We start from the raw sequence: 13536 nt of genomic DNA, 5'->3' as shown, positions 1-13536 counted from the left end.
GGTCCCCCATCCGTAGTAGGAGTCCCGGTGACGCAGCAGAGCGGACAGAGCGGGCAGGACGAGAGTCCGCACCTTCCGCAGGCCCGGCAGGCGCGCGAAGGTGTCGTGCTGCCTGCCGACGGCGGTGAGCCCCTGTTGCCGGGCACGTTCGGCGACCAGAGCGTGCCGGCGGGCCCCGCCGGCGCCGGCCCCTGGGGGCAGCCGTGGGGCCCGGAGTCCCAGCAGGCGCAGGCCGCCCAGCCGATGCCGACCTACGAATGGGGGCAGCCCGCCGCGCAGCAGCCGCTCCCGCCCCCGCAGCAGGCGCAGGCGCTGCCGCAGCAGTACCCGCCGGCCGGGCCGATGCCGCCCGCCACGCCGCAGGGCGGGTACGACAGCGACGCGACGCAGTACATACCCCCGCAGGCCGCGTCCCCGCTGCCGCCGGAGACCCCGGCCGAGTCCACGCAGTTCCTCGGCCGCGCCGTGCAGCACCCGATGCAGCAGCCCGTGCGGCACCCGATGCCAGGCGCCATGCCCGGCGCGGACGCCGACGCGACCCAGTACATCCCGCCGGTGCCCGGACCGCCGCAGGCCGCGGCCTACGGCGTCCGCCCCGGCGCCCCGGGCGACCGGCAGCCGCCCGCCGAGTTCGACGCGCTGTTCCGCACGGAGCCCGAGAGCGCGGCGGGCTCCACCCAGCAGATGCCGCGGTTCGACCCGCACGCCCGGCAGGCGCCGCCCGCCACCCACGTACCGAAGGTGGAGCCGCAGGGGTACGCGCCCCCGCCCGCCTCCCGCGGCAAGTCCCGCACCGGCTCGAAGGTCCCGCTGATCGCCGCGATCGGGGTCGGCATCCTGGTCCTCGGCATCGGCGCGGGCGCCCTGCTCAGCGGCGGTGGCGACGATGACAAGAAGGCGGACAGCACCGCCACCGTCTCCGACTCCTCGTCCGCGCCCGCCGAGTCCGCGGCGCCCGCCGCCGACCCGGTCAAGGAACAGGCCGTCGCCCTCGACAAGCTGCTGGCCGAGTCCAACAACAGCCGGTCCGCCGTCGTCCGCTCCGTCGGCAACATCGGCGCCTGCCGCGAGCTGCCGGCCGCCGCGAAGGACCTGCGGGCCGCCGCGCAGCAGCGCAGCGACCTGGTGACCAAGCTCGGCGCCCTGTCCGTGGACAAGCTGCCGAACCACGCGCAGCTCACCGGCGCGCTGACCAACGCCTGGAAGGCGTCCGCGTCGGCGGACAGCCACTACGCGGCGTGGGCCGACCAGGTCGCGGGCAACGGCAAGCTCTGCCACAAGGGCCACGCGAAGCCGACCCCGCAGCGCCGGGCCGGGGACGCCGCCAGCGGCACCGCCTCCACGCAGAAGGCAGCGGCGGCCAAGCTGTGGAACGGGATCGCGTCCAAGTACGGGCTGACCCAGCGGTCGGCCGTCCAGCTGTGACGCCGGAAGGGGCGCGGGGCCACCGGCCCCGCGCCCCTTCCGGTCGCCGCCGCGCCGTGGCTCAGGGCGCGGCCGCCAGCGTCTTCATCACGTCCACCGGCGCGGTCCCCGTCGCCACCAGCCGGCCGGCGCGCACCTGCTGGAACGTGACCCGCGCGTTGACCAGCCGGGGGTACCCGGCGACCGCCGACATGTGGTCGTAGTCCCAGCGCAGCGGCGGCGTGAGGCCGCCCGTGGTGACCTTCAAACCCTTGTCGAGGGTCCGGCGCACGCTGTCCGAGGTCACCTCGCCGTCGCCGATCGCCGCGACGACCTGCCGCAGCACGGTGTACGCGATCCAGGTGGTCTGCACCCCGGCGTCCGCCGGGTCGATCCGGTTGTCGCCGAAGGCCCGCTCCCTGACCGCCTTCTTCATCTCGCCCCAGCGCGGGTCGTTCGCCGCCGGGTACCAGCCCGTCACGTACGCCCCCTCGTAGACGCTCCGCGCACCGCCGGAGCGGTCGACGACGGACTGGTCGACGCTGCCGAGCACGCTGGCCGTGCGCACCGTCGGATAGGCGTCGCGCAGCCGCCGGAACGAGTCGAAGAACGTGTTGGTCCGCTCGCCGAGCGCGCCCACCACGCAGCCCTCGCCGTCCGGCGCGGCGCTCGCCGTGCTCAGCGCCCGGCCCGCCTGCTCGCCGTAGTCGGTGGCGTCCTCCGCGGCCCGCAGGTCGATGGCGGCGGGGCGGTGCCGCAGGGCGAGGCCGGTGTTCATCAGGAAGACCAGCTCGTCGCCCGCGACGGTGTCGGGGCGCACGAGCACGGTGCGGGCGCACTCCCCGGCGAGCTGCTGCCCGTTCCCGGCGAGCAGGGCGGCCTGGCCGCCGTTGACCGGATAGGAGAGCGGACTGGTGAACTCCGATTCGGAGACCCCGTAGCCGCCTATGTAGGGGATGCCCGCCGACTCCAGGGACGACATGAACGAGCGCCCGTACTGGCTGTAGGAGCCGACGACGGCGACCGCGTGCTGGTCGACGGCCGCGCGGGCGCACTTCGCGGCGCCCACGCTGTCGTTGTGGTCGTTGCAGGTCAGCACCTTCAGCGGGTGGCCGTCGAGCCCGCCGTGGGAGTTCACCCAGCGCGCGTACGCCTGCGCCATGGCCGGCATGCCCGGCCGGTTCGTCGCGCCGGTCCGCTCCGGGGCCCACGTCATCACGGTGACCGGCCGGTCACCGGCGTCCTCCGTGACTCCGGGGAGCAGCCCGCAGCCGGCGACCAGGGTCGTTCCCGCGACGAGGGTGGTGGCCTTCCGGAACACGGCGAAGGCGCGCTTGACGGTGGTGGGGAGAGGGCGCCCTGCGCCCGAGCCGGTCATGGGCCTGCACGATTCCCGCGCCGCCCCAACCGGGCGGTGACCGGCGGTCGACGGGTGGTGACGCGCGGGTGAATTACGGGGGCCGGTCGGCGTGCCCGGGTGCGGCACGTACGATCGATGACCGTGCAAAGCTCGGAGAAGTCTTCCCGCCGCGGCCGTCGCTCCACGAGGATGGACGGCATGCCACTCAACGACATGCCGTGGTGGCGCTGGCGCAGCAATGTGCGCTCCGCGCTGCACATGCTCTCCGACCCCTCGTTCCAGCGGGACGTCTGGCTGGTCGGTGTGGACGGCTACGGGGACGTGACCGACGCCGTGTACCGCCTCGTCGAGGACACCTGGCTGGACAACTGGTCGGCCGAGAAGTACGTGGGGACGATCTTCCGGGACGCGCAGGAGGCGGCGCTCGTCGACTCCGCCGTGCTCAAGGTGCTGCGCATCATGCACCAGGTCGGACCCGACGCCCCCGTCTCCGTCTACCTCCAGCACGAGGGCTGGCCGGACGCGGTGCGCGCGGCCCGCGAGGCGCACGTCCTGCTCGCCGCGGGCGACGGCGAGGAGCCGGACACGGCGCCGCGCACGCTGGAAGTGCTGCGCATCATGACGCGGGTCGCCTAGGGCCTGTCCGGCGGGGCCTGTCCGCCGGGGCCTGTCCGCGCAGCGGGACGGGCGGTCGCCGAGGGGCGCGGTGTGCGAACCTTGCCCCTATGAACGCGCAGTCCGCAGCCGACGCCGGCCCCGATCAGTACGTCCTCACCCTGTCCTGCCCCGACAAGCAGGGCATCGTGCACGCCGTGTCGAGCTATCTCTTCATGACCGGCTGCAACATCGAGGACAGCCAGCAGTTCGGCGATCACGACACCGGGCTGTTCTTCATGCGGGTCCACTTCAGCGCGGACGTGCCGGTGACGGTGGAGAAGCTGCGGGCCAGCTTCGCCGCGATCGGTGACTCCTTCCGCATGGACTGGCAGATCCACCGGGCCTCGGACCGGATGAAGGTCGTCCTGATGGTCAGCAGGTTCGGGCACTGCCTGAACGACCTGCTGTTCCGGGCCCGGATCGGCGCGCTGCCCGTCGACATCGCCGCCGTCGTCTCCAACCACACCGACTTCGCCGAGCTGGTCGCCTCGTACGACATCCCCTTCCACCACATCCCCGTGACGAAGGACACCAAGGCCGCCGCCGAGGCGCAGGTCCTCGAACTGGTCCGTGCCGAGGACGTCGAGCTGGTCGTGCTCGCCCGGTACATGCAGGTCCTCTCCGACGACCTGTGCAAGCAGCTCAGCGGGCGCATCATCAACATCCACCACTCGTTCCTGCCGAGCTTCAAGGGCGCCAAGCCGTACCACCAGGCGCACGCCCGGGGTGTGAAGCTGATCGGGGCGACGGCGCACTACGTCACCGCCGATCTCGACGAGGGGCCGATCATCGAGCAGGAGGTCGAGCGGGTCGGGCACGACGTCACGCCGGACCAGCTGGTCGCGATCGGCCGGGACGTGGAGTGCCAGGCGCTGGCGCGGGCCGTCAAGTGGCACGCCGAGCGACGCATCCTCCTGAACGGCCGCCGCACCGTGGTCTTCGCCTGACCCCACCCGCCGCGCGATCTCGGCAGGCACGGCACATGCAGCGCGCCCCCAGGGGCGCGGGGAACTGCGCGAGAAGCGGCCACCGGCCCGCAGGCGAAGAACCCCCTGGGGGCGCGGGGAACTGCGCGAGAAGCGGCCACCGACCCGCGGACAAAGAACCCCCCAGGGGCGCGAGGAACTGCGCGACCAGCCCCCACCGGCCCGCGGACAAAGAACCCCCCAGGGGCGCGAGGAACTGCGCGACCAGCCCCCACCGGCCCGCAGGCGAAGAACCCCCTGGGGGCGCGGGGAACTGCGCGAGAAGCGGCCACCGGCCCACGGACGAAGAACTCCCCAGGGGCGCGGGGAACTGCGCGGCCAGCCCCCACCGGCCCGCAGGCGAAGAACCCCCAGCGGCGCCGGAGGCTACATGCGGCTCAAGGAAGCGGTGGCGCGCAGAACGTCACGGATCGCCGCCCGATCGCCCAACTGCCCCGCGGCAGCCTCCTCCGGAGAGACATGCCCGGCGGCCAGCCGGCAGAACTCCACCCCGTCCAGCGCGACATGAGCCACTTCCCGCTCGGCCGACCCCACCCCGCCGGCCGAGTCGAGAGCGATCAGCCACTCACCGCCCCCGGCCCCCTCGACCTCCAGCCGTAGACTGCGCCCGGGCACCTCGTCGACGACCGGCGCCGCGAGCCCGGCCTCCCGCCGCACGGCCAGCGACCCGGGCAGCATGCGCGCCGCCAGATCGATCATCCGGTTCAGATGGCGGGGCGACGGCGCCGCGTACGGATAGTCGACGGCCTCCGCGATGTCCCCGGCATGCACCCAGCACTCGAAGGCCCGGTCGATCATGGCGTCGCGCAGCGGAAGCGTGAAGTCCCCGTACGAGATCGGGAGCCCGCCGGTGCCCCCGGCGCCGGCGGAGTCCTCCCCGGCGAACGACACGGTACGGATCACGGCGTGCGTCTGGTCCCGCCACGGCGCCCGCGCGGCCCGCGTCGGCGGGACGTGCGCGGCCTTCCAGTACGCCTCGGTGCGCTCCAGCGGCCCGAGCCCGCCCCGGGCGACGGGCCCGGCCGGGTCGTCGAGCCCGAGCGCCCGGGCGACGAGGCCGTCGACGCTGGTGAGATGGGCGATGACCCCGGCGACGGTGGTCTTGCGGCTGACCTGCTCGTCGCCCTCGTACCAGCGCAGCCGGACCGGCGCGTGCCACTCCGGGTCGCCGAAGTCCTGGAGCAGCGCGTCGAGCCGGGCGGTCTCGGCGTCGTACGGCGCCGTCCACGCGGGCACCGGCACGCGCGCGGGACGCCGGGCGAGGCAGCCCTCCAGGACCCGGGCGCGGAGCATCGGGTCGAGGTCGAGGGGATCCTCGGCGTGCAGCAGCCCGACGGCGTCCCGCAGGCGCAGGGCTTCTTCGGCGCAGGTGCCGCACGTGCCGAGATGATCCTCGACGGCGACGGCCTCCTCCGGTGAGCAGGCGGCCAGCGCCCAGGCGCCGAGCAGTGACTTGAGCACGCGGTGCTCCAGAACCAGCGGTACGGGTGCGGGAACGTCGGGCAGCGGGCCCCCGGTGTCCTCGACGGAGTGCCGCGGCGCCGGTATCCGGGCCGCCGCCTCCGCCGCGCCACCGGAACCGGACTCGCCCGGCCGGCCGGGCTCGTCGCCGAACGGGTCGTGGGGGCCGGGGCGGTCCGGGCCGCCCGCCCCGCTCACGTCTGCCGCCCGTAGCCGTCGCGGGGCGGGGCGCCGCTGTCGTGGGCCGTGGACAGCAGTTGCAGCCCCAGGCGGAGCCGGCGGCGCGCCTCGTCCTCGGTGACGCCGAGGTCGGCGGCGGTCTGGCGGTAGTCGCGGCGCTGGAAATAGGCGAGTTCGAGCGCGGCCCGCAGCGGGGCGGGCATGGACGTCACGATGTAGTCGGCGCGGGCCGCGGCGGAGGCGCGGCGCACCTTGCGCTCCAGGTCCTCGGTGGTGCCCCGGCCGCTGCGCACCAGCGCCGCGGACTCGGTCTGCCGCAGCCGCTGCACGGCCTGCCGGTGGACGAGCGTGGCGATGAAGGAGCGCAGCGGGCCCGACTTGGGGTCGTACGCCTCCGGGTTCTCCCAGATCTGGGTGAACACCTCGCGGGTGATCTGGTCCGCGGCGTCCTCGTCGTCCAGGACGCGGTGGGCCAGGCCGTGCACCAGGGAGGCGAAGCGGTCGTACAGCTCTCCGAGCGCCGCGGCCTCCCCGTGCGCCAGGCGCTGCTGCATCCTCCGGTCCCAGCGGGACGGCGTGTCCTTGGGCATGGAGCCCCCTCACCGGCTGCCCGTCACGTAGTGCTGCTCTGCTTGCGAACTGCGTGCCTCCTACCCGAATGTAGTCCGCGTCACCGGTGACGCACGCCCCTTTGTGGCATTGAGCGCCCCCGACGGCTCCAGGTGATAAAGGGCCGGATCCCAGGTGAGGTGCGCGAGCGGCCCTCTGACCGGTTTGGCGGAGAAACGCCCGGCTCGGTCTTAACAGAGTCATATGTGATAGGTGTGCGGGGGTGTTTCATCCCAGGGCGGTCGGGCAGCCGCGCAGGAGAAACGTAGGCGAAGATTCCGGATGCGTGCAGAAGTGAAGTGACGTCGAGCGAGAGGCGATGCGCGTGGCGCTCAAGGTGAATGAGTCGGCGCAGGGCGACTGGGCCGTCGTGCGGGTCTCGGGCGAGATGGACCTGGTGACGTCCCCGGCACTGCGCCAGCAGGTGCACGACGCCGTCGCCGACGGCCGGCACAGCGTGGTGCTCGACCTCTCCGACGTGTTCTTCTGCGACTCCAGCGGGGTCGGCGTGCTGATCGCGGCCCGCCGCCTGATGCGCTCGTGCCAGGGCCGGCTGCGGCTGATCCTGCCCGCGCGCGGGACCGAGGACGGGTCGCACGTGAACCGGGTGCTCGCGGCGCTCGGCGTGCGGCGGCTGTTCGAGGTGTACCCGGACGTGACGGCGGCGGTCGACGACGACGCGGAGCCGCTGTCCGCATAGCCCCCGCCGGTGGGCGATGGGCCGCGGAATGTCTCCGGTCCTGTCGCAACCGCGCACTTCCGGCCCCCTTCTTCGCTGTTCGACGTACGCTCGCAGGCGTAGGACCCACCGACGTGAGAGGCGGCTCATCAGCATGGACGAGCGGAGGATCGCGGCCCGGTTCGCCGGCTTCGACCAGGACGGCAACGGATACATCGACCGCGGCGACTTCTACGCCGCCGCGAAGGCGCTGCTCGCCGAGTTCGAGGTGACGGCGCGCTGCGACAAGGGGCAGGAACTGTTCGCCGGGGCCGAGGCGTTCTGGCAGGGCATGGCCGGGATCGCCGATGTGGACGGTGACCAGCGGGTGACCCGGGGCGAGTTCGTGACCGGGGCCGTGAAGCGGCTGCGGGACAGCCCGGAGCGGTTCGCCGAGATCGCGCGGCCGTTCCTGCGCGCGGCGATCGCTCTGGCCGAGCCGGAGCAGGGGGACGGCGGGGTCGCGGTGGCCGGGGCCGAGCGGGTGTTGCGGGCGTGGGGGGTCGAGAGCGGGGTTGCCGCCGAGGCCGTTCGGACGCTGGACGGGGACGGGGACGGGCGGGTTTCCGAGGACGAGGTCGTGCGCGGGTTCGCGCTGTACTTCACGGTGCCGGAGTGAGTGTTCGGCGGTGACGTGGGGTGCGGGGGGTGTGCGTGACGGTGGTGGTCCGGTGCGGGCCGGTCGCGCAGTTCCCCGCGCCCCTGGGTGGTCGGTCGGCTGACGGCCGGTGGCCGCTTCTCGCGCCGTTCCCCGCGCCCCAGTTGCGAGCTGCGCTCGCTCAGGGTGTCGTTGTCGGCTGACGGCCGGTGGCCGCTTCTCGCGCCGTTCCCCGCGCCCCTGGCGGGGACGGGTTCAGGATGGGCCGAAGTGGGATCTCAGTTTGTATTTGAGGACCTTGCGCAGGGTCTCGTTGCGGGGGAGGGCGTCGACGATCTCCAGTTGTTCGGGGAGCTTGAAGGTCGACAGGCCCGCCTCGCGGAGGTAGGCCGTCGTCTCGGGGAGGGTCAACCGCGGGGCGCCGGGGCGCAGTTCCAGGACCGCGCAGACGCGCTCGCCCCGCTCGGCGTCGGGCAGGCCGATCACGGCGGCGTCCTGCACCGAGGGGTGGGCGTGCAGCAGGTCCTCGATCTCCTTCGCCGAGATGTTCTCGCCCTTGCGGATGATGATGTCCTTCGCGCGGCCGGTGAGCACGAGATGGCCGGTGGGCCGCAGGTGGCCCAGGTCGCCGGTGACGAGGAACCCGTCCGCGTCGAAGGCGTCCGCCGACTGGCGCGGGTCCAGATAGCCCCGGCAGACGGCCTCCCCGCGCAGCCGCACCTCGCCGTCGACGCCGGCCGGCACCGGGTGGCCGTCGGCGTCGACGATCCTGATCTCCATGCCCCGCGGCGGACGCCCCTCCGTCGTCGCGAGGTTCTCGGCGGTGTCGTCCGGGGCGCCCATCGTGATCATCGGGACCTCGGTCATGCCGTAGCCGTGCGTGAGCTGGACGCCCATCTCGCGGACCACGCTGTGGTAGACCTCCGGCGGCTTCGGGGCGCCGCCGCCCGCGAGGAGCCGCAGCGTCGGGATCACCCTGCGCTCCGGCGCCTTGCGCTGCTCGGCGAGGAACATGGAGTAGAACGCCGTCGATCCGCCCGCCACCGTCACCCCGTGCCTGCGGTACTCGGCCAGCGCGTCCGGCAGCGCGAACTGCTCGAACAGGACGGCGGGGAAGCCGTAGAGCAGCAGCATCACCGTGTAGTCGGGGCCCGCTATGTGCGCGTAGGGGAAGGCCATCGAGCCGACGTCCGACTCCGACAGGCGCAGCGCGTGGGCGAGGCACGAGCCGCCCGCGATCAGTGAACGGTCCGTGTGCAGCACGCCCTTGGGGTCGGAGGTCGTGCCCGAGGTCCAGTAGATCCAGCGGACGTTCGTGCCCGAGTCCGGCGGCGGGGGCAGCACGGAGGGGTCGGCCTCCGGCAGGTCCTCGTACGCCTCGAAGACGCCCTTCGCGCCGAGCCGGTGCGCCATCTCGGTGTGGTCGAAGCCCCGCCACACACCGGGGGTCGCGAAGAACTCCGCCTTCGACTCGCGCAGCGCGAAACCGACCTCGCGCTCCCGGTAGAAGGGGATGACCGGGGTCTGCGTCGCCCCGATGCGGGCCAGCGCGAAGGTGAGCAGGGCCGTCTCGATCCGGGTCGGCAGCTGCCACGCCACGACGGTGCCGGGGCGCACCCCGCGCCCGTGCAGCGCGGCGGCGACCCGCTCGGCCCGCGCGCGCAGCTCCCCGAAGGTCAGGGTGCGCTCGCCCTGGAGGAACACCGGGCGGTCGGGGGTCAGGGCGGCGCGGCGTTCGACCAGTTCCCAGAGCGTGCGGGACGCGCCCAGGGCGTGTGCGGTGTCCGTCATCTGCGTACCCCTCCGGAGCCTGCACCGTAACTGACGGTCTGTCAGATGTGAGGGAGAGCGTAAGTCCGGGCTCCTTGTCGGTCCAGGGGTGCGGGGCTAGCCTGATATCTGACGGGTCATCAGAAACGTTCTGCACGTCCGGTGGAGGGGCTCAGCACTCATGACGGAACTGCCGCGCATCGTCAGCGTCGACGACCATGTGATCGAACCGGCCCACCTCTTCGAGACCTGGCTGCCGGCCAAGTACCGCGACCGGGGCCCCAGGCCGCTCACCGCCGGGATCGGCGAACTCGCGTACGTCGCGGGCAAGTACCAGATCACGATGGACCCCGAGGGCCCGCCCGCCGACTGGTGGATCTACGAGGACCTGAAGTTCCCGTACAAGCGCAACATCGCGGCCGTCGGCTTCGACCGGGACGACATGACGCTGGAGGGGATCACCCGCGAGGAGATGCGGCGCGGCTGCTGGGACCCCAGGGCGCGCCTCGACGACATGGACCTCAACCACGTCGAGGCGTCGCTGTGCTTCCCGACCTTCCCGCGCTTCTGCGGCCAGACCTTCGCCGAGGCGCACGACAAGGAGGTGGCCCTGGCCTGCGTGCGCGCCTACAACGACTGGATGGTCGACGAGTGGTGCGGGGACAGCGGCGGGCGGCTCATCCCGCTGTGCATCATCCCGCTGTGGGACGTGGACCTCGCCGTCGCCGAGATCCGCCGCAACGCCGCGCGCGGGGTGCGGGCCGTGACGTTCTCCGAGATCCCCACCCACCTCGGGCTGCCCTCGATCCACTCCGGGTACTGGGACCCCTTCTTCGCCGTGTGCCAGGAGACCGGCACGGTCGTCAACATGCACATCGGGTCCTCCTCCCAGATGCCCGCCGCGTCCCCCGACGCCCCGCCCGCCGTGCAGGCCGCGCTCAGCTTCAACAACGCCATGGCCTCGATGATGGACTTCCTCTTCAGCGGCGTCCTCGTGAAGTTCCCGACGCTCAGACTCGCCTACAGCGAGGGCCAGATGGGCTGGATCCCGTACGCCCTCGAACGCGCCGACGACGTCTGGGAGGAGCACCGCGCCTGGGGCGGGGTGCGCGACCTGATCCCCGAGCCGCCGTCCACGTACTACTACCGGCAGATGTTCTGCTGCTTCTTCCGCGACAAGCACGGCGTCGCCTCGCTCGACGTCGTCGGCCGCGACAACGCCACCTTCGAGACCGACTACCCGCACGTCGACTCGACCTTCCCGCACACCAAGGAGGTCGCCCTCGACCACGTCAAGGGCCTCGACGAGGAGACGGTCTACAAGCTGATGCGCGGCAACGCCATCCGCATGCTCGGCCTCGACCTCGACCGGCACCGCCGGTAGGCGCCCGCCGATGGACCTCACCTGCACCGCCGAGGAGGAGGAGTACCGGGCGCGGCTGCGCGCGTGGCTCGCCACCGCACTGCCCGCGCTGCCGCCCAGGCCGGCCCCCGGCGACTGGCCCGGCCGGCGCGCCTACGACACCGGCTGGCAGCGCCGCCTGTACGACGCCGGGTACGGGGACGTGCACTGGGACGCCCCGCCGACCACCCGGCTGATCTTCCTGGAGGAGACCGAGCGGGCGGGCGCCCCCTACGTCGGCGCGAACTTCGTCGGACTGCTGCACGCCGGACCCACCATCGCCGCCGAGGGCACGCCCGCCCAGCGGGAGCGCTGGCTGCCCCCCGTGCTGCGCGGGGACGAGGTGTGGTGCCAGGGCTTCAGCGAGCCCGGCGCCGGATCCGACCTGGCGGCGCTGCGCACGAGGGCGGTGCGCGACGGCGACTTCTACGTCGTCAGCGGCTCCAAGATCTGGACCTCGCACGCCGAGGTCGCCGACTGGTGCGAGCTGCTGGTGCGCACCGACCCGGACGCCGCGAAGCACCGGGGGATCAGCTGGCTGGCGATGCCGATGGACGCGCCCGGCATCACGGTGCGCCCGCTGCGCACGCTCGCCGGGTCCACCGAGTTCGCCGAGATGTTCCTCGACGAGGTGCGGGTGCCCGTCACCCACCGCGTCGGGCGGGAGGACGACGGCTGGCGCGTGACCATGGTGACCCTCTCCTTCGAACGCGGCACCGCCTTCGTCGGGGAGGTCGTCGCCTGCCGCCGGGTGCTGGGCGAACTGGCCGCGCACGCCCGCGCCACCGGCCGCTGGGACGACGCCGTGCTGCGCCGGGAACTGGCCCTGCTGGCCGCCGAGTTCGGCGCGCTGTGGCGGCTCACCCAGTGGAACGTCAGCGAGGCGCAGGCGAGCGGGGGCGTGCCGGGGACCGGCGGGTCCGTCTTCAAGCTGCGCTACTCGCACGCCCGCCAGCGGCTCTACGACGTCGCCGCCGGGGTGCTGGGCGGCGCGGACGCGCTGGACGCCGGGCAGGAGTGGACCCTGGACCGGCTGTCGTCGCTGTCGTACACGATCGCCGCCGGCACCTCGCAGATCCAGCGCAACATCGTCGCCGAGCGCATCCTCGGCCTTCCCAGGGGCGGACGGTGAGCGGGCCGTGCACTTCCAACTGAGCGAGGACCAGAGGGCCTTGCGGGACGGCACGCGCGCGCTGCTCGCCGGCCGGTTCGGGCGCGCGGCGCTGCGGGCCGCGGTCGACGCGCCGCGGCCCGCGCTCGACCGGGACCTGTGGCGCGAGCTGGGCGCGGCCGGGCTGTTCGCCCTGTGCCTGCCGGAGGCGGCGGGCGGCGTCGGGCTCGGCCTCGCCGAGGCGGTCCTGGTCTTCGAGGAGTGCGGGCGGGCCCTGCTGCCGGGCCCGCTGGTCGCCACCTTCCTCGCGGCGGGCGAGATCGACGGCGCCGCGACGGGCGCGACGGTCGTGACGGCGCCCTACAACGGGCTCGTGCCGTGGCTCGACGCGGCGGACGTGGTGCGCGGCGGCCCGGCCGGCGTCCTACCGCTGGCGTCCCCCGTCGACCCGCTCACCCCGCTGCACCGGGAGCCCGGCGCCGCACGGACCCGCCCACCGTGGCGGGCCACCCTGCTGTACGCGGCCGAACAGCTCGGCTCGGCGGGCCGCACCCTGGAGATGGCCGTTCAACACGCCCGGGAACGGGAGCAGTTCGGACAGCCCGTGGGGGCCTTCCAGGCAGTGAAACATCTGTGCGCAGAGATGCTCGTACGGGTCGAGATCGCCCGTGCGGCGGTGTACGCGGCGGCCGTGACCGGTGACCCCGTGGAGGTCGCCGCGGCCCGGCTGCTCGCCGACGAGGCCGCAGTCCAGGGGGCCCGCGACTGTCTCCAGGTGCACGGCGGCATGGGCTTCACCTGGGAGGGGGACGTCCATCTGCACCTGAAGCGGGCCTGGACACGGGCCGAGTTGGGCGGCCGGGCGCGGGACGCGGAGGAGACGCTCGCGGCCTCGCTGTGACCCCGCCCGGGCACGCCCTGACGAAAGGTGTACGCACAGTGACGGTGCGTCGATATCGGGTTGTGTCCTTCGCGGGGCTCGTCACGCCGTGGAGTCGGCCGTCGGCTCCGGTACCTTGTGGCAGATGCGAGTGGTGCTGAACCCGAGCGACCGTGCCGGTGTTGCCTCCGAGGCGGCGCCCGGGCAGTGGATGAGCGCCGCTCACAGCCCAGGGCGGTGCATCACGCCCGCCTGTTCGACCCCCCGCCGGGTGCGTCGCACAGTATGCCGTACGGGTACTCCTTCGCGCTGGAATATGCCCGAAGCGCTTGTTGGGGTGACTGTACGTCAACCATGCTGTGCGGCATGGGGGTCACGGTCCGTGATCTTCAGCAGTGGC

General features: G+C 73.3%; 12 protein-coding genes. 8 read left to right on the top strand and 4 right to left on the bottom strand.

The features are described from left to right. Positions 1 to 27 precede the first annotated feature (27 nt). The gene (locus ACIP5K_RS04570) at positions 28 to 1425 is read left to right on the top strand and encodes a hypothetical protein (RefSeq protein ID WP_401404845.1); all 1398 of its coding nucleotides are present in this window, start codon (positions 28 to 30) and stop codon (positions 1423 to 1425) included. Between the two features lie 61 nt (positions 1426 to 1486). Here the strand turns inward: ACIP5K_RS04570 and ACIP5K_RS04565 are convergent, their stop codons facing one another. Further along, positions 1487 to 2782, bottom strand: coding sequence for an ABC transporter substrate-binding protein (locus ACIP5K_RS04565; RefSeq protein WP_401404843.1), 1296 nt, complete (start codon positions 2780 to 2782; stop codon positions 1487 to 1489). Positions 2783 to 2899: 117 nt separating this feature from the next. Here ACIP5K_RS04565 and ACIP5K_RS04560 point away from each other — a divergent pair, with 117 nt between their 5' ends. Both ACIP5K_RS04560 and purU read left to right on the top strand, forming a co-directional pair. After that, entirely contained in the window at positions 2900 to 3400 is a 501-nt protein-coding gene (locus tag ACIP5K_RS04560; protein WP_401404841.1) for a hypothetical protein, read from the top strand. Between the two features lie 89 nt (positions 3401 to 3489). Further along, on the top strand, positions 3490 to 4368 hold the full coding sequence (gene purU / locus ACIP5K_RS04555) for a formyltetrahydrofolate deformylase (protein WP_401404840.1): 879 nt from the start codon (positions 3490 to 3492) through the stop codon (positions 4366 to 4368). A 405-nt stretch (positions 4369 to 4773) separates the two neighbouring features. On the opposite strand, the gene ACIP5K_RS04550 is transcribed toward purU, so the two are convergent. After that, positions 4774 to 6066: a zf-HC2 domain-containing protein gene (locus ACIP5K_RS04550; protein ID WP_401404838.1), complete on the bottom strand. Its 1293-nt coding sequence runs from the start codon at positions 6064 to 6066 to the stop codon at positions 4774 to 4776. Continuing rightward, the gene (locus tag ACIP5K_RS04545; RefSeq protein WP_401404836.1) at positions 6063 to 6638 is read right to left on the bottom strand and encodes a sigma-70 family RNA polymerase sigma factor; all 576 of its coding nucleotides are present in this window, start codon (positions 6636 to 6638) and stop codon (positions 6063 to 6065) included. Before ACIP5K_RS04545 ends, ACIP5K_RS04550 begins: the two co-directional genes overlap by 4 nt. Before the next feature lie 338 nt (positions 6639 to 6976). On the opposite strand from ACIP5K_RS04545, the gene ACIP5K_RS04540 reads away from it, so the two are divergent. Then, a complete protein-coding gene (locus ACIP5K_RS04540; RefSeq protein WP_401404835.1) occupies positions 6977 to 7357 on the top strand; it encodes an STAS domain-containing protein in 381 nt (126 codons plus the stop codon). 133 nt (positions 7358 to 7490) lie between these two features. Further along, complete coding sequence (locus ACIP5K_RS04535; protein WP_401404833.1) at positions 7491 to 7994, top strand: EF-hand domain-containing protein; 504 nt, start codon at positions 7491 to 7493, stop codon at positions 7992 to 7994. Positions 7995 to 8228: 234 nt separating this feature from the next. Here the strand turns inward: ACIP5K_RS04535 and ACIP5K_RS04530 are convergent, their stop codons facing one another. Continuing rightward, positions 8229 to 9764, bottom strand: a complete 1536-nt coding sequence (locus ACIP5K_RS04530; RefSeq protein WP_401404832.1) for a class I adenylate-forming enzyme family protein — start codon at positions 9762 to 9764, stop codon at positions 8229 to 8231. A 160-nt stretch (positions 9765 to 9924) separates the two neighbouring features. On the opposite strand from ACIP5K_RS04530, the gene ACIP5K_RS04525 reads away from it, so the two are divergent. Genes ACIP5K_RS04525 through ACIP5K_RS04515 form a run of 3 tightly spaced genes read left to right on the top strand, consistent with a single transcriptional unit; the run spans position 9925 to position 13157 of the window. Beyond that, complete coding sequence (locus ACIP5K_RS04525; RefSeq protein ID WP_401404830.1) at positions 9925 to 11127, top strand: amidohydrolase family protein; 1203 nt, start codon at positions 9925 to 9927, stop codon at positions 11125 to 11127. 10 nt (positions 11128 to 11137) lie between these two features. After that, positions 11138 to 12277 carry an acyl-CoA dehydrogenase family protein gene (locus tag ACIP5K_RS04520; protein WP_401404828.1) on the top strand — a complete coding sequence of 380 codons (1140 nt, stop codon included), beginning with the start codon at positions 11138 to 11140 and terminating at the stop codon, positions 12275 to 12277. Positions 12278 to 12284: 7 nt separating this feature from the next. Continuing rightward, positions 12285 to 13157, top strand: coding sequence for an acyl-CoA dehydrogenase family protein (locus ACIP5K_RS04515; protein WP_401404826.1), 873 nt, complete (start codon positions 12285 to 12287; stop codon positions 13155 to 13157). The last annotated feature ends 379 nt before the right edge of the window (positions 13158 to 13536 follow it).

The sequence above is a fragment of the Streptomyces sp. NPDC088785 genome (genome assembly GCF_044750685.1).
Lineage (GTDB): Bacteria > Actinomycetota > Actinomycetes > Streptomycetales > Streptomycetaceae > Streptomyces.
The sequence above is the reverse complement of the archived record's forward strand: the minus strand, read 5'-3'. Positions and strand labels throughout refer to the sequence as shown.